Annotated in this window: 14 protein-coding genes; 4 read left to right on the top strand and 10 right to left on the bottom strand. The window is 53.7% G+C overall.

Annotation, left to right across the window (positions count from 1 at the left end; all coding sequences use genetic code 11):
* The first annotated feature begins 324 nt into the window (after positions 1–324).
* Complete coding sequence (locus tag PT275_RS01660) at positions 325–1,428, top strand: thioredoxin domain-containing protein (protein ID WP_277151744.1); 1,104 nt, start codon at positions 325–327, stop codon at positions 1,426–1,428.
* 493 nt (positions 1,429–1,921) lie between these two features.
* The gene (locus PT275_RS01655) at positions 1,922–2,899 is read left to right on the top strand and encodes a DsbA family protein (RefSeq protein ID WP_277151742.1); all 978 of its coding nucleotides are present in this window, start codon (positions 1,922–1,924) and stop codon (positions 2,897–2,899) included.
* Positions 2,900–2,987: 88 nt separating this feature from the next.
* On the opposite strand, the gene PT275_RS01650 is transcribed toward PT275_RS01655, so the two are convergent.
* Together PT275_RS01650 and PT275_RS01645 are read right to left on the bottom strand one after the other, a co-directional pair.
* Positions 2,988–4,049, bottom strand: a complete 1,062-nt coding sequence (locus tag PT275_RS01650) for a TraX family protein (RefSeq protein ID WP_277151740.1) — start codon at positions 4,047–4,049, stop codon at positions 2,988–2,990.
* A gap of 514 nt (positions 4,050–4,563) precedes the next feature.
* On the bottom strand, positions 4,564–5,091 hold the full coding sequence (locus PT275_RS01645; protein ID WP_277151738.1) for an isochorismatase family protein: 528 nt from the start codon (positions 5,089–5,091) through the stop codon (positions 4,564–4,566).
* A gap of 379 nt (positions 5,092–5,470) precedes the next feature.
* On the opposite strand from PT275_RS01645, the gene PT275_RS01640 reads away from it, so the two are divergent.
* Positions 5,471–6,427: a thioredoxin domain-containing protein gene (locus PT275_RS01640; RefSeq protein ID WP_277151736.1), complete on the top strand. Its 957-nt coding sequence runs from the start codon at positions 5,471–5,473 to the stop codon at positions 6,425–6,427.
* 128 nt (positions 6,428–6,555) lie between these two features.
* Here the strand turns inward: PT275_RS01640 and PT275_RS01635 are convergent, their stop codons facing one another.
* Positions 6,556–6,936 (bottom strand): hypothetical protein, encoded by a 381-nt coding sequence (locus PT275_RS01635; protein WP_277151734.1) that lies wholly within the window; start codon positions 6,934–6,936, stop codon positions 6,556–6,558.
* A gap of 199 nt (positions 6,937–7,135) precedes the next feature.
* Between PT275_RS01635 and PT275_RS01630 the strand changes: the two genes are divergently transcribed.
* On the top strand, positions 7,136–7,981 hold the full coding sequence (locus PT275_RS01630; RefSeq protein ID WP_277151732.1) for a thioredoxin domain-containing protein: 846 nt from the start codon (positions 7,136–7,138) through the stop codon (positions 7,979–7,981).
* Positions 7,982–8,188: 207 nt separating this feature from the next.
* Here the strand turns inward: PT275_RS01630 and ileS are convergent, their stop codons facing one another.
* From ileS to PT275_RS01595, 7 genes are all read right to left on the bottom strand, one after another.
* Positions 8,189–11,569 (bottom strand): mupirocin-resistant isoleucine--tRNA ligase, encoded by a 3,381-nt coding sequence (gene ileS / locus PT275_RS01625; RefSeq protein WP_277151730.1) that lies wholly within the window; start codon positions 11,567–11,569, stop codon positions 8,189–8,191.
* 342 nt (positions 11,570–11,911) lie between these two features.
* Entirely contained in the window at positions 11,912–12,736 is an 825-nt protein-coding gene (locus PT275_RS01620; RefSeq protein WP_277151727.1) for an ABC transporter permease, read from the bottom strand.
* Complete coding sequence (locus PT275_RS01615; protein WP_277151725.1) at positions 12,733–13,695, bottom strand: ABC transporter ATP-binding protein; 963 nt, start codon at positions 13,693–13,695, stop codon at positions 12,733–12,735. Before PT275_RS01615 ends, PT275_RS01620 begins: the two co-directional genes overlap by 4 nt.
* A gap of 29 nt (positions 13,696–13,724) precedes the next feature.
* Positions 13,725–13,859 carry a hypothetical protein gene (locus PT275_RS01610; RefSeq protein ID WP_277151723.1) on the bottom strand — a complete coding sequence of 45 codons (135 nt, stop codon included), beginning with the start codon at positions 13,857–13,859 and terminating at the stop codon, positions 13,725–13,727.
* A gap of 435 nt (positions 13,860–14,294) precedes the next feature.
* Positions 14,295–15,176: a pyruvate formate-lyase-activating protein gene (gene pflA, locus PT275_RS01605; protein WP_277151721.1), complete on the bottom strand. Its 882-nt coding sequence runs from the start codon at positions 15,174–15,176 to the stop codon at positions 14,295–14,297.
* A 227-nt stretch (positions 15,177–15,403) separates the two neighbouring features.
* Complete coding sequence (pflB, locus tag PT275_RS01600; protein WP_277151719.1) at positions 15,404–17,779, bottom strand: formate C-acetyltransferase; 2,376 nt, start codon at positions 17,777–17,779, stop codon at positions 15,404–15,406.
* Between the two features lie 339 nt (positions 17,780–18,118).
* On the bottom strand, positions 18,119–18,376 hold the full coding sequence (locus PT275_RS01595; RefSeq protein ID WP_277151717.1) for a hypothetical protein: 258 nt from the start codon (positions 18,374–18,376) through the stop codon (positions 18,119–18,121).
* Positions 18,377–18,383 lie beyond the last annotated feature (7 nt).

Genomic DNA, 18,383 nt, shown 5'->3' with positions numbered 1-18,383 from the left:
CTTCATCATAGAGAATCAACTCTCAAAACACCTCATTTTTCATTCTGGATACTTTTACGTAAGTCTGTATTGATGCATAAGAGCTAAGGAAAGCTTCAGGACAACAACTTCGACTTCAAAAGATATACGAGCCAATCCGCATTACTCCATTTTCGGATAAATTAAACGTTTGATATTTTTCAATATAATTCATCACAGCAAGTTTTATATATCAACTCCGACGTTGATAGCATTGGTATTTGGGCAGGAAAACTAGTACAGTATCAAAGGGATACAATACGAGATTTTCGTCACAGCGCGAAGAGAATTAAAGGGAGAAACGTCATGGCAACAGGCAACGGTCATACAAATGACGGTCAGGAACCCGAAACGACAGACGTGGATACCGCAGGCATCAATGACGAAAACAACGAATCCGACTCCACGCAGACCAACGCAGACAGCAAAACCGAATCCCCACAGACCCACGAAGTTCCAGATTCCCCGTCACGCCTGGCACGAATGAACAGCAACATCTCACAGATGAACGACAACGTCAAGGCCTCTGCAACGCAAGTGAAGGAAAAGGCTCTCGAACTTCATGAGAAGATACAGAAGCGTCGCGTCATCGTCGTCTGGGCAATCCTTTCGGCGATTCTTGTAGTCGTTATCATCATCGCAGGTACCTACGCTTTCTGGCAGAGCCGGCATGGCGAGGAGTACAACTACCAGCAGCTCCAGGAACTTGCACAGAAGCCCAAAGGCATGAGTAAAACCGGCGGACTTCCCGCATTCAAAGCCAGCGATTACAATCCGAAAGCCCCCAGCATCGATCTTTATGTCGATTACTTCTGCCCCGGCTGTGCGACGGTCGAACAAGGATTCTTCAGACCCATGAAAGACATGCTTGCAGCCAGGCAGGTCAACCTTTATATCCATCCCGTCAACTTCCTGGACAACAAGACGAAAAACCACTATTCCACCCGTGCGGCAAGTGCCGTAGCCTATGTCGCCTCACATCAGCCTGAGCGACTGTTCGATTTCTCCACGGCTTTATACGACAAAACCTATCAACCGAGCAAAGATCACAACCGGGACGTCAGCGACCAGGAAATCATCGACCAGGCCGTCAAAGCCGGGGTGAAAGAAAGCATCGCCGAAAACTCGACAAAGGGCACCTACAACGACTACGTCAAAAAGGCCACGAAGTACACATCAAGCCGCAAGGAACTGTACGTAACCATGCAGGACCAGTTCCGCTTCTCCACTCCCACCATCTGCATCAATGGAAAGATGTGGCAGTACCGCCAGCTCCACACGCTTGACGATGTCACGCCGACCCTGATCAACTCGATAGGACTCCACCGCGAGCAGGTCGGCAACCCCAAGGTCACACCGGCCATAGGCCCAGACGGTGAAGCAATTCCGATACAGCAGAAGTACTTGTAATTTGAATGTAGAGGCGGTTTGCAATCGCGTGGCTATCTGATATTGCAAACCGCCGATTCTGTTCGCCTCTTCCCCTATTGTCGCCCTTGCTGTACCATGCCGCTACGCCATCACGAAGCTGTGATATCCCATCACTATGTAGACCAAACATAAAATCATAAGGGAAATTTGTGCTGCAGCAACGAGGCCGTGACACAAACCGGAAACCCAGAACAATCTGGAACCTGAAGAAAAATCCTGAACCAGGACTGCCAAGTTGCCCCTGGCTCAGGAATTCAAAAATCATTTGGCAGACGCAATGCTATGAGTCTCCAATGAGTAAAAAAGATAGAGCATAGATCGCTTACGAAATCAACAAAACGATATTTGTTTATACGACTTTTCACATTTTATTTGTAAATCGTCTAATTATCTAAACAATACGATAAAATTATTAACAGTGTTGTGTTTTGAAAGACTTTGAAAACCTCAGAGAGGAATTGGGTGAGCAGGAATGGACAAGCTCGAAAAACGTTTCCCGTCAGACACCGGTGAAAGTCAGGAGCCGCCCGTACTTCCATCGACCGAAAGCATTTCGAACAGCGGACCTGACTCACCATACAAAGCCAGCACCGTTTCCCGCAAACCAATCATCATTACCATCATCGCAGCTGTGGTAGCCGTAGTGCTGGCTCTGGTTATCGGCATTAACGTCGGCATCGGAATCGGTGTCAAGCGGGCACCGAAGTCCAGTACCCCCAAACTACCGACAACGCGGGCCGAGGCGTATTCCGCGATGGAAAAGGTGCCCGACAAACCGAGGAACTCGACCAACAACGCCGGTTTCCCCGCCTTCGCAAAAGATGAACGCAACACGGATGCACCGACCGTCGAGTTCTATACGGATTTCCTTTGCCCCTACTGCGGAAACGTCGCACGGGCGTTGGTTCCAACTCTTGAAAAACTTCAGGAAGCGCGGCAGATCAATCTTGAAATCCACCCGCTCAATCTTTACGACACGCCATCCACGGATCGTTATTCCGTCAGAGCCGCGAACGCTGTCGCATACGTCTCCGAACACGACCCAAGCCATGTGACAGCCTTCGTCGGAACAATGTTCGAGAAGGATTTCCAACCAGATGCCATTCATTTCAAAGACGTCAGTGACGACGATATCGCCCAGCAGGCAATCAAGGCCGGCGTCGATGAGAAGGTCGCCGAGGAAGCGGTAAAGGCTCCCTACGCCAACTACATCAGCAAGGCAACATTATATGACACCATGCGTAAAGAGCTTTTTGTCGATATGAACGGCAGCAAGGGGCTTTTCCCACCGACAATCCGCATCAACGGCAAGATCGACCCAATCGCCACCTCGGACAACGACGAGAATATAGTTGCGCAATTCACCAATAAGCTTGGCATTAAACCATCGGATATCGGAAACCCAAAGGTCATGCCAACAATCGGTGGCGATTCTTCGGCCGGCTTCTAGAAATTGGCCAACAGTCATCCTCATCAAAAATCCCGGCTTGGATTCATTCACATCGAGCGGCATCGATAGGGATTAGGCGCACAACCGACTAGATCAGGCTCGCCAGCACATACAGCACAGCGATATGCGCGGGATAGAAGATATAGAAGAAGTACTTGTCGCCACGGCCCTTCGCACCGTTGTAAAGCAGGATCGGAATGACAGCGAAAATCATCATCCACTGGGTCTGCCCGGCGAACGCGTAGCACACCGCGACCACCGCAATGGCCACACTCTGCCAGACCAAGCTGTGCTTGACGTTACGTAAGGCATACATCACCGGGATAAGCAGCACCATGACGGTGTTTTCGGCGAGCAGAATCGCCGGATCGACGGCAGTGAGCACGCGCAGAACCCAAATCATCACCGGGGTTTGCGCTCCATCACCCTGAGCCATGAATGGCAGCAGCACCAGCGAAAGCAGGAACGGCAACGCAAGCAGAAGTACGCCCTCGACAGTCTTTTTGACACGGAAACCACGGGTTACACTTCCGGCATGCCTGCTTGCGGGCATTGCAGCCTGTACGGAAACAGAAGCGCCATCGACACTGGCGGCAACAGCGTTGCGGCCCATGACACCATGTGCCGAACCAGTGCGCTCGTCACCGCCACGTACACCCGCGCCGAATCCAGAAGCGGCCTTGTTCCCCTGCTTCTTGAACGCCGCCTCGAAACAATCGACAGCGGCCATGAAAATCGTGCCGATGAACAGGTCTCGGAAGATGTTGTTGACCAGCTGCGCACCGTCATAATTGACCACCTGCTGCAACACCACATCAAGCACGGCCATCACGACCATGCACACGTAAAGCCGTACCATATAGGCCTTTTTGCTATGCGTGTGCGAGAAGCCGACGACGCTGACGAAGAAGAACAGCGTGGCTACGGGTCTGCCGAACCAGTCGAGCCAGTTCGGTGCGCCCTGCGTGGCGAACATCTGATGGATGTGGTCCACCACCATCAGCACCACGCCGATCATCTTGATATCGAAAGTCGAAAGCCCCAGGCGATGGGAGCGAATCTTGCTCCACAAGCCGGAAGATGTCATCGTACCGGACCGGCCGGATCGGTTCGCGGTGTTTACGTTCATGACGTTGATATTCTCTTTCAATCAGCCATTCCCCTTGTGGTTGTCAGTTACGGATATCAATGGTTCTTGTCTTGCTTTATGGGCCATGAAACCTGCCACGATTCCCGAAGCCGATGGCAGCATCTGGTTCGACGGATTCATAGCCCTTACAAGTATCCAAGAATACGGATTTATAGACGCCCTGCCATCGTTCTTTAGGATGAAATATTATCGGTGAATGTCTAGTTTTTAGGTATCAGAATCGGCCTTCAGACGTAACCAAGCATGGCCATAATCGCATTCACACCGTGAACCACTGCCGTAGGGACTGTCTCGTCTTGGATTGCCTCACATCCATCGCATCCTCAGAAAAACATCAAAAATATGCAAAAAACAAACCAGAACATATCAACTCACAAGACGAATATGCAAACAGCAGATAGCCGGACGCATCATCCTATGGCTACCTGCTGTCTGCCATCTTCTTTTGGCGCATTGGCTTTTCAATGACCTTGCAATTTACCGAAGGCCCAATTCGAGAAGATGTCAATGACCGTTACTCGCCCATAATCTCGTCAACCGTACCGAGATCGACTCTGGTCGAAAGCGCCATGATGGCGATTTTATGCAGAATCTCCGTAGCGGTGGTGGAGGCGTCGGTCAGGACGGTCACTTTGTCGAAATCGTCGGCCGGACGTGCCAGAGCCGTGAACGTGACGCAATTCTGGGTCATCATGCCTTCAATGATCAGCTCATTGACATCAAGGCCTTGCAGGACCCCCAGCAGATCAGTCCCCTCAAAAGCGTCGGCATAATGTTTGATGACGACCGGGGCGTCCGGCGCCGCGGCACGGATTTCCGGGATGATCTTTGCACCTTCGGTACCTTCGTTGAAAAACGGGGCCATGCCGACGCTCGGGTCAGCGATATGCTGAACCAAGATGACGGGTGCGCCTTGTTTTTTCGCCTTTTCGATGCCAGCAAGCATACGTTCCACCTTTTTGTCCATGTTTGCCAAGGGGAACATGCCACCGGGCAAATAATCATTCTGTGCATCAATAACCAGCAATGCAGGCCTGCTCATTTTCTACCTCTTATCCGTAAAAATCGATTCCGTGTCTATCGGCTGATAGGCACAGAACTGCACGTTAGCAAAAGCAAACACATGGCTGTCCCCAGAGCGGAACAGCTGGCAGCGCAACGGGCAAAAACGTCGGAACGCAGAGCGATAATAACCAATTTCCCAAACCGAATTATCATAAAAGAACAAACAATAACCTTACATAATTCAATTTTAGCCGATTGTGTCAATTGTCTTTAGACAACCAAGAGAATTCGAGTCGCGGCAGGTTCTATAATTTTGATATAACACAATCATTTGTTGAGATAGGAAATGCCTGCAACGAGGTAAGTGAGGCAAGACGACGATGACACGCAGACATCATAAAGCACAGGCAACGTCAATGCAGACGCCTCATAAATCGGCCTACGATACCCAAGCCAAACAAAGGCACGATGCCCGAGCAACCAAGGCGGCGGCCGAGGCCGAAGCCGCCACAATCGCAGCCCGGGAACGGCGCCAACAGACACTGATCGGTGCCATCGTAATGCTGGTCATCGTGGCATTGATATCGGTGATCGGCGTGACCGGGTGGAACCAACACGTCAAATCCGTGCGTATCAAGAACCAGACCGCTTCCGCAGCCTACCAAGAACTCCAGGAAGTGGCGCAGAAGCCCGTCAACGCCACAGACAAGGCCGGGTTATACGCCTGCAAGAAAGCCAAGCTCAACGCCAAAGCACCCACCGTGGAAATCTATCTGGACTTCCTGTGCCCCTCCTGCGGAGAACTCAACCGCACGCTGGATTCCACACTGGAGAGGATGAACAAGGCGCGCCAAATCAACATCGAAGTGCACCCGGTCACATTCCTTGATGGCAACTCAAACGACCATTACTCATTGAGAACAGCGAGCGCAGCCGCCTACATCGCCGACAACGACCCCGATCACCTGATGGGTTTCGTCTCCCAACTGTTCGCCAAAGATTTCCAGCCCAGCGAAACGTCCTACAAGCCGGTCAGCGACGACCAGATCATCTGTCAAGCCGTCAAGGCCGGTGTGAACAAGACGACGGCTACCAAGGCGATGCAAGGCACATATATCGAATACATGGGCAAAGCAAGCACATACACAACCCTTCATCGCCCGGAACTCTGCGATACCGTCACCCATCCTGAAGGTAATACCTTCAGCACCCCACTGATTCGCGTCAACGGATCCGTCTGGTCATTAAGCGGCATCAATTACGACGACCTTGTCGCACACTTCGAACACAGCCTTGGCATCAAATCGAAAGATGTAGGCAAAGGCAAGGTTTTACCTTCCATCGGAGCAAACGAGAAGCCCAGGAAGGTCTAATACCAAGACATGAATATCGTCTGCTTGCCCCTGACAATCGCTTCAAGCATTTGGGTATTCAGTATCTGTTTGGAAATGACAAGTCGCTTTCAGACCAACACATAAAAACCGGATACGTCATAAGCGCTTTATGTACGCCGTGCAGCCACATTCGTTTGACCTACAAAGGATTTCCTGATGTACGCATCATCGGCAGTCGTACGTTTATCTGAACAAGGCGATAAAATCAAAAGTGAATTGTAATGTAAGTATGGTGTCGGAAAGGGAATCGGGTGAATAGGAATGGGCAAGGTCGGAAAACATTCTCTATCGCACACTTCGAAGCTCCAGAAGCCATCCCAAGTCCCAACATTCACAACGGTATCAAAAAGCAAACGCAATCCCCAAACCCCGACATTCACAACGGTTTTGAAGGGCAAGCGCAATCCTAAAACCCCAACATTCACAACCGTCTCAAAAAACAAACGCAACTCTAAAATTCCGACATTCACAACGGTACCGAAGAACAAACGCCGCTCTCAAATTCCGACATTCACAACGGTACCGAAAAGCAAACACAATCCTAAGACCCCAACATTCACAACCGTCTCAAGGAGCAATCACAATCCTAAAGCCCCAACGCATGCGACCGTATCGAGAAGCAAACGCCATTCGAAACGCAAGACCAGCTCCATTCACCATAGCCAGCTGATCATCGGCGGTATTGCAGTGCTGATCGTCATGGTGCTGATTCTGGTTACCGGCATCGCCATCGGCATCGGCATCGGTGCCAATCAGGAAAAGGAGACCAAATCCGCGCCACTTCCACAGACGCGGTCTGAGGCGGAGGCCGCTTTACGAAAAGTCTCCAACAAACCGACCAACGCGACCGACGACGCCGGTTTTCTCGCCTACAAGAAGAATCAACGAAATCCCAAAGCGCCAACGGTCGAAGTATATACGGACTTTCTATGCCCATACTGCGGAGACGTCACGCGTGCTCTTATTCCGACACTCGAAAAACTCCAGAACGCCAAACAAATCAACCTTGAATTCCACACCGTCAACGTCTATGACACGCCTTCCACAGACCGTTACTCCACCAGAGCGGCAAATGCGGTCGCCTATGTTTCCGAACACGACCCGGATCATGTGACGGCGCTTGTCGGTGCACTGTTTGACAAGGGCTTCCAACCGGACGCCATCCATTACAAGGACGTGAGTGACAAAGATATCGTCAAACAGGCCATCAAGGCCGGTGTCAACAATAAAGTCGCCGAAAACGCGGTGAAGGCGCCGTATGCCGACTTTATCAGCAAGGCAACACTGTATGACACAATGCGAAAAGAACTCTTTACCGAGATGAACGGCAACAAAGGATTCTTCCCTCCGACGATCCGTATCAACGGAAAGATTTCCGAGCTGAACACTTCCGACAACGACGGGAAGATAGTCGTACGGTTTACCGGCAACCTTGGGCTCACGCCGTTGGATGCCGGCAATCCCGCCATTATGCCCTCAATTGGGGGGGATCCCTCAGTAGGATCCTTGCAAGTAGCCAAACCGAACGTTTAGACGCACGTCATCAATTGAGGTGGTGGTGTAAGAACGGTAAGTTCTGGCATTTTACCGTCTGACTTCAAACTATTTTCTGCAATTGCTCTTGTTCGATATTCAATAGCGCATTGCTTTCTAGCATCACCATATAAAAGGGTTTGGCGGGCAACCATATTCGGTCACCCGCCAAACCTTTCCTGCCTGTTGTGGCATGGTATCTGTGATTTACTGCTTCGACACGCTCACTTTGAGCTCATCGGCAGACGCATCGGCGTTGATATCGAGCGACGTGGCGAGCGTCTCGCGGGCGATCAGGTCACGGAACTGCTCGGCCTTCGGCGCGTCGGCGGCCGGCACATCGAGCTTCAGGCTGATACGGTCGGCAATGTCGAGATTAGCATCCTTACGAGCGTCCTGCACGGCGCGGATGACGTCGCGGGCATAGCCTTCGGCGATGAGGTCATCATTGAGAGCCGTATCGAGAATAACGAATCCACCGCCAGGAAGCGCCGCGGAAACATCGTTGGCACGATCTTCCGCCCCGACTTCCTCGACCTGATTGATCAGCGTGTATTCGCCTTCTTCGAGCTTGAGATCACCGTTCGGCGTCTCGACCACCGGTGCGCCGGATGCGTCGACGTGCCAGTTGCCGGACTTGGAGCCCTTGATGGCGAACTGGACCTGGCGTCCGAGCCTCGGGCCGGCCGCACGCGCGTTGACCTTCAAATCGTGGACGATCTTCAAGCCATGCTTGCCTGCGTCGGCGAGCGTGGAGAATTCCACGTCCTTGACGTTGAGCTCGGTCTTCAGAATGTCGTCGTACGCGGCAACGGCATCGGGGTCATCGACCAGAACGGTGAGCTTGGCGAGCGGCTGGCGCACACGAATCTGGCAGGACTTGCGCAGCGAAAGCGTACCGGAGACGACCTCGCGCACCTGCTCCATGGCGTCGACCAACTTGGGCTCGTCCACCAGAACGCGACCCAGTTCGGTTTCCTTGCCTTGGTTGAGCTCACCGGTCGATTCCGCGGTCGCGCCGACATCGTGGGACTGCTCGTCCTGCACGGTGACGAACGGCCATTGCGCCAGGTGCACCGATTCCCCGCCGGTCAGGCCGCGCCAGATTGACTCGGACTCCATCGGGGCGAGCGGTGCCATGACACGCATGAGCACTTCGAGCACGGTGTAAAGCGTGTTGAAGGCGTTCTCATCCTCGTTCCAGAAGCGTTCGCGGTTGTTGCGGATGTACCAGTTGGTGAGCATGTCGATGAAGTCCTGCACCGCAGCGCAGGCGTCGGAAATGGCGAAGGTGTCGAGTGCATGCTCGACCGAGACCACGAGCCTGCGGGTGCGGGCCAGCAGGTAGCGGTCCATCTGCGGCAGGCCGGCGACTTCCTCAGGCTTCAGCGCGCGAGCGTCGTACCCCTTGCCGCCGTTGGCCGCGTTGGCATACAGTGTGAAAAAGTAATACGAGCTCCAGACCGGCAGCAGCACCTGGCGCACGGTGTCGCGAATGCCATCAGCAGTAACAATCAAATTGCCGCCGCGCAGGATCGGCGAGGACATGAGGAACCAGCGCATCGCGTCGGAGCCGTAGTCGTTGAACACACCGTTGACGTCCGGGTAGTTGCGCAAATGCTTGCTCATCTTCTGGCCGTCGTCGCCGAGCACGATGCCGTGGCAGATGACGTTCTTGAAGGCGGGCTTGTCGAACAGGGCCGTGGCCATGACGTGCAGCACGTAGAACCAACCGCGGGTCTGGCCGATGTATTCGACCACGTAGTCGGCCGGGAAGTGCTGTTCGAAATACTCCTTGTTCTCGAAGGGGTAATGGAACTGGGCGAACGGCATGGAACCGGACTCGAACCAGCAGTCAAGCACGTCGGTGATGCGGTGCATGTGCGACTTTCCGGTCGGGTCGTCGGGGTTGACACGTGTCAGGTTGTCAATATAGGGCCGGTGCATGTTGACATTGCCCTCGCCGTCGCGAGGATAGTCACCGAAATCGGCCTTGAGCTGGTCGAGCGAGCCGTAGACGTCGACGCGTGGGTACTTCGGGTCGTCGGAAACCCAGACGGGAATCGGCGAACCCCAGAAGCGGTTGCGGGAAATCGACCAGTCGCGGGCGTTCTGCAGCCACTTGCCGAACTGGCCGTCCTTGACGTTCTCGGGAATCCAGTTAATCAGCTGGTTGTTGGCGAGCAGGCGGTCCTTGATCTTGGTCACGGAAACGAACCATGAGGAGACCGGCTTGTAGATCAGTGGGGTGCCGCAGCGCCAGCAATGCGGGTAGGAGTGCACGTAGCTCTTCTCCTGGAAGAGCAGCGCACGATGATCTTCGGGGATACGGGCCAGCGGGCCATCACCGTTGCGCAGGTTGCGCAGAATCGGCAGGTTGGCATCGAAGACGTACATGCCTTCGTAATCCGGGCAATCGGCGGTGAAGGTGCAGCTAGCGTCGAGCACGTCGATGCAATTGACGCCGGCTGCGTTCAGCGTGTTCATATCGTCTTCGCCATAGACAGCCTGATGGACCATGCCGGTACCTTCGACGGTGTCGACGTAGTCGGCGGCGAGAATCTGGTAGGCGTTCGGCCCAGGGACATGGCCTTCAGACTCGGCTTCTTCACCTGCGAAATATGGGAAAACCGGCCAGTAGCGACGGCCGACCAGCTCCTTGCCTTTAAGTTCACGAACAACCTCATAGTTCTCGCCAAGTTCCTTGGTATACGAGCCGAGCAGCGGCTTTCCAAGGTAGAACTTCTTCCCAGCGAACTTGCCTTCAGTAGGCTTGACCTCGACATAATCGATATCCTCACCAACGACAATAAGGAAGTTGGTCGGCACGGTCCAAGGCGTAGTCGTCCAAAAGACGGCGTAGGCGTCGTCCTCATCACGCATCTTAACGGCGACGGAGAGGGTGATGTCCTGACGGTCCTGATAGACGTCGGCGTCCATACGCAGCTCGTGCGCGGAAAGCGGAGTACGGTCCTTCGGGCAGTACGGCAGCACGCGGTAGCCCTTGTAGGCCAGGCCCTTGTCGTAAAGGGTCTTGAACGCCCACATCACCGATTCCATGTAGGTGGTGTTCAGCGTCTTGTAGCCGTGCTCGAAATCGACCCAGCGGGCCTGACGGTGGACGTAGTCCTTCCACTCGTTGGTGTATTTGAGGACGGACTTGCGGCAGGCGTCGTTGAACTTCTCGATGCCCATTTCTTCGATCTGGTCGACCGATTCGATACCGAGTTCCTTCTGGGCCTCGAGTTCGGCAGGCAGACCGTGCGTGTCCCAGCCGAAGACGCGGTTGACCTTGCGGCCCTTCATGGTCTGGTAGCGCGGAATGACGTCCTTGGCATAGCCGGTTAAGAGGTGGCCGTAGTGCGGCAGGCCGTTGGCAAACGGCGGACCGTCGAAGAAGACGAATTCGTTGTCGCTGTGGTCGCCGCTAGGGTTGCGTTCGACGGATTTTTCAAAGGTGTCGTCCTTGTCCCAATAGTCGAGCACCGATTCTTCCATTTTGGGGAAGCTCGGGTTTGGCGCGACGTGCGCGCTTTGCTCGCCTACGGACGCCTTGGGATACACATGGGAATTGGTGGTTTCGCTCACCGCTGTCTCCTCGCTTGGCAGATGTCATGACTACCACGAGGACGATTGCGAAACGTAATGCTTTACGCGTTCGCGACCGCGGTACCACCTCGCTTGTTGAGCTGCAGGTACTTGAACGTACCACGCAACGCAACCGCTTGAAGTACAGGCTATGTCGGGCCCACCCGTCGGTTCTAATAAGCCATCCACCTCAAGTGAACAGCCGTTCTTCCAAAAGCTCCCCGCCGATAACGGATCACCGCTTATCAAAGCATATATTATCAACGACCTCTAGAAAAAGTCCTCCCCAATTCACTCTGCGGACAAATTCCTGCGGAGTTGATTTTCACAATACACCAATCACTAACGGCCGCTTCTTACGTCCCACTTGAAGAATTTGAGGGAGACGACGACCGACGCAATCAGCCATACGATGCAGACCGCCAGACCTGGCGAAACCAACATCGCCAATCCTGTGTGGCTGCCCAAAATCAGACCGCCGTTTTGTACTGTAGCGTGGACGAAATCCTGTCCAAGCCACATGGATCGCATCGACTCGGCCAGGTAGCCGACCGGGAAGAACGCACTCAGCGTACGCAGTGATGAAGGGATGATCCAGGACGGCGTAAACACGCCGGAAAGGAACATGAGGATCAGCGTGGGAACCAAGAGCATCATCTGCGAAGAATCAGCAGAAGGAATCAACGCGGAATACGCGACGCCGATAACGGTGCAGAGCACCGCGCCCAAAAGCGCAACGAGGATGGTGCCGGGAATATTCGCGGGAGCCTTGAGACCGAGAAACAGCATGGCGGACAGAAGCAGAACGGCCTGGCATATCAAGGCAACAACGAAACCGGAAAGCGCATAGCCGAAAAGCACGGAACCGTCGGAGCGACCCCTCAATCTGATACGTTTGAGCAGGCCGGAGTCCCTTTGAGAAACGATATCGCCGGCCACCTTGACGAACCCACCCATCAGAACCACATACGCAGTCAGCCCTAAAGCTGACCAGCTTGCAGCTGAGACCTGCGCTCCACCGCCGAGAGGGAGATTGTCACCTTTGTATGCCAAACCGAACAGAAGTGCCAACGCGACAGGAAAGGCGAGTGTGAAGAACACCGATTTGCCGTTGCGAAGGAAACTCAGTGTCTGCAGATGAAACTGGGGAAGAATGGTGTCGTTCATCGTTTGTCGTCCTTCGTTATAGGAATGTTGTCTTCTGAATCAGTCGCGCCGACCAATGCCGCATAGGCCGCACGCAGCGAAGGCTTCTCCACGCGCACATCGGTGATCTGCCATCCGCGATCCGCACAGGTTCGATAGATGGTCTCCAAATCGCGTGCCGGATCATGTGATTGCCATTCCAGACGATCATCCTTTCGGCTGGAACCATCGCCATTTTGTGGCAAAAGATTTGCCAGACCATCCAAAACCTCCGAACTCGCCGCCACTGAACTGGCCCTGGGAGAAGGCACAGATGCCGCAAGTTCCTCGACCGTTCCCGAGGCGGTGATATGGCCCTCTTTGATGACGCTGACGGAATCGGAAAGCGCCTCCACCTCATCAAGATAATGGGTGGTCAGCAAAACGGTGGCTCCAAGGTCACGCTGGCTGCGGATGATGTCCCAGACATTCTCGCGCGAGATGGGATCGAGGCCGGTCGTCGGCTCATCGAGCACAATAAGTTTCGGGTTACCATACAACGCAATGGCGATATCGACTCTTCGCCGCTCCCCACCTGACAATGAGCTCAAGGGCCGGTCCAGCAAATACTTGAGGTTTACACGTTCGGCGATGTCCAGAACGTCCTTTTTCGTCATTCCAGGCACATAGCGCCTCCAACTGAAAAGGATGTCCTTGACCTTCATCCCGGTCGGGAAGCCGGCGCTTTGCAGGACGATACCGACATCCGGCCGCAACTTGGCGGCATCGCCTATCGGGTCGACCCCGAGGGTGCGGATGCTGCCGCCCGCAACCTTTCTGGCACCGATGACGGCATCGACGAATGTGGATTTACCGGCTCCGTTGGGACCCAGCAAACCGATGATCTTTCCTGTTTCGGCAAGGAAGGTCAGGTCTCGTAAAGCCGAAAAATCACCGTATTTCACGGTCACGTTCCGGGCATTGATGGCGTAGTCAGACACTGCGATGGCCTTTCATCCAAGAAGCCGAATCAGATAAGGGCTATCAGTTGAGACCAATTGGCGACAAAGAACACAAGTACCCCACCGCCGATAAGCACTACTCTCCTGATGATTTTCTGCTTGCGTTTCTTCTGATAAGCCAAAGCTTCAGATTCTTCGTCCATAATGACAATCCTTAATTAAGTAGAAAGGCCGGAATTCATAGGAGCATCATCGAACGACGTCGCGTCCCCTTGTTTCAAGCCATATCGAAGTACGATTCATATCTTGCGAGAACCTAACCCCAATAAGACTTCAGAAGCCAAGACATGATTTTGAGAAACCAGTCAGCTGATTTCGTCAGTTTGCTATGATTCCCTTTCGCATCAGTTAAGTCTATAGCAATAGGCTCTATTATCATATAAGATAAAGACAACTTGGGAAAAGCCGAATTCCACACACAAAGCATTTTCGTGATTTACGCAAATTCCTGTAGGTGGATCAGGGTAATTGAGTCAAAGCCAAGATCGCTGAAATGCAGAAAGGCTCTGTCCAAAGGTCGGATACGAACAACGTACCTTTGAACAGAGCCTTTGCCGACGAAAGCGATTGGCCTCTTTTTAGTAGACCTCGAAACCGTGAGCCTTGAACTGGTCGTGAACGCGCTTTTTCAGTTCCTTGGACGGGCCTTCCTTGGTTTCCAGGGGGTAAGGAATGCCAAGTTCGTGCCACTTCGGACGACCGAGCTGGTGGAACGGAAGCACGTCGATATGTTCGACGGCGTCGCCGAAGGTCTCGACGATCTTGGCCACGTTTTCGACGTTCTCGACGCTGTCGGTAAGGCCGGGAACGAGGACGAAACGCACCCAGATCTTCTTGCCGGCCTTGTTCAAGCGCTGGCCGAATTCGATGGTCGGTGCCAGCTGGCTGCCAGTCACCTCATGATAGGTCTTTTCATCGCCGGACTTGACATCGAGCAGACACAGGTCGATGTCGTCGATCATCTCGTCGGTCCAGTCCTTGTTGAGGAATCCGGAGGTATCGAGGCAGGTGTGGATGCCTTCCTGACGCACCGCGTGGAAGACGCGTGAGACGAATTTGCCCTGCATCATGGACTCGCCACCAGAGAATGTGACTCCCCCGCCGGTGCTTTGGAAGACGTCCTTGTAGCGGGTGACGCGTTCGATCATATCATCAAGATAGACCGGCTGGCCGTCGCGCATCTTCCAAGTGTCAGGGTTCTGGCAGAACTGGCAGCGCAACGGGCATCCGCTCATGAACACGGTCATCCTGGTCCCCGGTCCATCGACGGATGTGTTGATATCCCATGAATGGACGAAGCCGATATCGCCGGTGCGCAGCGCATCGATACGGTCGTGGCGATCCAGACCTATAGGAGACTGGAAGCCGGAAAGACCGCCCATCAACGTGTGCTTGGCATATACTTTCGACTCCTTGAGCATGTGCTGCGTCGTCGTTCTAAATTGAGTGGTTGCGGACATCGTTGCCCTCCTTGTCAAATCCTTCATTCCATACTAATGGTTTTAAGGTTAAAATCCCAGTCGTTCGGTGTGCCTGAAGCACAATGTGATGCAGGAAATATTCCATAGCTGAAAACCCATTACCGTTATTCCAAAGCGGTTTCCACGGCCATGAAACATGATGAAGGGACGGAACTAGAGCCCCGCCCCTTCAATCAAACATTCACCACGTTACTTCAGGTATTTTGTCACTCAGTGACAGCACCCTGATGGAACGTACGGGAAATGATATCGAGCTGCTGCTCGCGGGTGAGCTTGACGAAGTTCACAGCGTAGCCCGAGACACGCACGGTGAGGTGCGGATACTTCTCAGGATGCGCGACGGCGTCCTCAAGCTGCTCCTTGCGCAGCACGTTGATGTTGGCGTGGTAGAGGCCATGGCCATTGCCGGAATCAAGGATGCCGACCAGGTTGGTGATGCGCTCTTCCTCGTCACGGCCAAGGCCGTCAGGGGTGATCGTGTTGGTCAGCGAAATGCCGTCCAGCGCGTCGTTGTAGTCGATCTTGCCGACCGAGAACATGGACGGCAGCATGCCGTGCGAATCCATGCCGTTCTCCGGGTTGGCACCAGGAGCATACGGGGTGCCCTTCTTGTGTCCGCTCGGGAAGGAACCGGTCGCCTTGCCGTAGACCACGTTCGAGGTAATGGTCAGGATGGACTGTGTCGGAACCGCGTTGCGGTAGACCGGCAGGGCCTTGATCTGATCCATAACCGTGGAGACGGTCCACTTGGCGAGGTCATCGGCGCGATCATCGTCGTTGCCGTAGATCGGGAAATCGCCGACCGTGCGATAACCGACCACCAGGTCGTCATCCGCACCTTCGACATACTCATTTTCGTGGCCTTCGAGGTTCTTCGCATCCTTGTTGTAGATAGGATAGACCTTCGCATATTTCAGGGCGGAAAGCGAATCGGCGGCAATCGACAGGCCGGACATGCCGCAACCCAGGGTGCGGTAGACTTCCTTGTCGTGCAGAGCCATCTCAATGGCCTCATACGCATACTTGTCATGCATATAATGAATGATGTTCAACGCTTCGACATAGGTCTCGGAGAGCCACTCAAGGGCCTTCTCGTAGTTGTCCTTGACCTTCTGATAGTCAAGGGTTCCGTCGGCTTCGGGCTTGATCGGATCGATGACGCCCTTATCAATGACCTGCATACCGGTCATCTCGTCACGGCCGCCGTTGATCGCGTACAGCAGAGCCTTAGCGGAGTTCACACGAGCGCCGAAGAACTGCATCTGCTTGCCGACACGCATCGGGGAGACGCAGCAAGCGATGGCTGCATCGTCGCCCCAGTGGTTGCGGATGTCACGATCGGACTCATACTGGATGGCCGAGGTGTTGATGGAGGTACGGGCGCAGAAGCGCTTGTAGCCATCAGGCAGCTTGGAATCCCAGAAGATCGTGATGTTTGGCTCCGGTCCTGGTCCAAGATGATCCATGGTCAGGGTGGCGAGCAGACGGAACGAGGTCTTGGTGACCATATGACGTCCATCATCGCCGAAGCCTGCATCGGACCAGGTGGCCCAATACGGATCGCCGGAGAAGATGCTGTCATAGTCCTTCGTACGCAGGAAGCGGACGATACGCAGCTTCATGACGAGCTGGTCGATGATCTCCTGAGCATCGGTCTCAGTGATCTTGCCACTCTTCAAGTCGCGCTCGAAGTAGCAATCGAAGAAGGCAGAGACACGGCCGAAGCTCATGGCCGCGCCGTCCTGGCTCTTGACGGAAGCAAGATAGCCCATGTAGGTCCACTGCACGGCTTCCTGAGCGGTCTGCGCCGGACGGGAGAGGTCGAGGCCATACTCATTGCCGAGAGCGATGAGTTCCTTCAGAGCCTTGATCTGGTCAGAATGCTCCTCGCGGAAGCGAATCCAATGCTCGATTTCGGCCTCAGTAAAATCGTTGCGATATGGAATCGAGTCCTTGTCGATCTTCTTCTGGGCGATCAGATAGTTGACGCCATAAAGGGCGACACGGCGATAGTCGCCGATGATGCGGCCACGGCCGTAGGCGTCAGGCAGGCCGGTCAGAATCTTGTTATGGCGGGCAAGCTTGATCTGCTTGGTATAGACGCCGAAGACGCCGTCGTTGTGGGTCTTGCGATACTTGGTGAAAATCGTCTTGATATTGGGGTCGGGCTTTTTGCCTGCCTCGATGATGGCCTGCTCGACCATACGCCAGCCGCCGTTCGGCATCATGGCACGCTTGCAAGGCTCATCGGTCTGCAGGCCGACGATCACGTTGTCGTGTTCCTTGTCCATGATGTAGCCGGGGCCGAAGTTGTCAATGCCGGCCGGGGTGTGGGTATCAACGTCATATACACGCTGCTTGCGCTCAATGGCAAGCTGGTTGTGATCGAGATAGTCCCACATTTCCTTGGTCTTCGGGGTTGCCTTGGCAAGGAAGGACTCATCGCCATCGTACGGCGTGTAGTTCTTCTGAATGAAATCGCGAACATCGATTTCCTTCTGCCAATTTCCTCCGACGAAGCCATTCCAGGCCTTTGCCTGAAGCTCTTCCTCAGAGAGAGCAGTCTGATCTACTGCGGTCATATAACACTCCTTGTTAATGGAGCAACGCATCTTCACGTTGCGTTCATTTACTATTGTAGAGTGGTCTGCGTCACAAGTCGACCAAATTAGTGTGAGCTACATCACTTTTTTGTTTTTGATGCCTTTTCCCATTCTCAAGAAAATTGGTCTAATGTTGTAAACCCTTGCTCAAGAACGATTTAGGCAATTATTCGTTTTTCCGTAAAGACGTGCTTTCTTCATAAAAAGAAAGTGACGTAGATCACATTTTTCATTTATCCGCAAAATAAACAGGCTGATGGAAACCGCTTGCCCATCAGCCCTCATGTTTAGAAACGTTCCGGAACCCGACGAACAGGCCTATTCGTCCTCGTCGTCCTCGTCGTCATTATCTTTGCCGGCCTTATCCCAGGCATTCCATTCCCGGTTCTGCTCTTTCCACTTGAGATTGCGCTTCTTGGCGATCTCCCCGGCGTCTTCGGCGTCCTTACGTGTCTTATAAGGGCCAAGACGCTGGTTTATCGGGGAAAGCTTGCCCAGCTCGGGCTTCTTGGTCACGATGTTGAAATACCATTCGTTTCCATCATTGTCGTTCGTGTTCAGCGTACCCTTTGCCATCGCAATT

This window comes from Bifidobacterium sp. ESL0745 (genome assembly GCF_029433335.1).
In the GTDB taxonomy this organism is placed as follows: Bacteria; Actinomycetota; Actinomycetes; order Actinomycetales; family Bifidobacteriaceae; genus Bifidobacterium.
The sequence above is the reverse complement of the archived record's forward strand: the minus strand, read 5'-3'. Positions and strand labels throughout refer to the sequence as shown.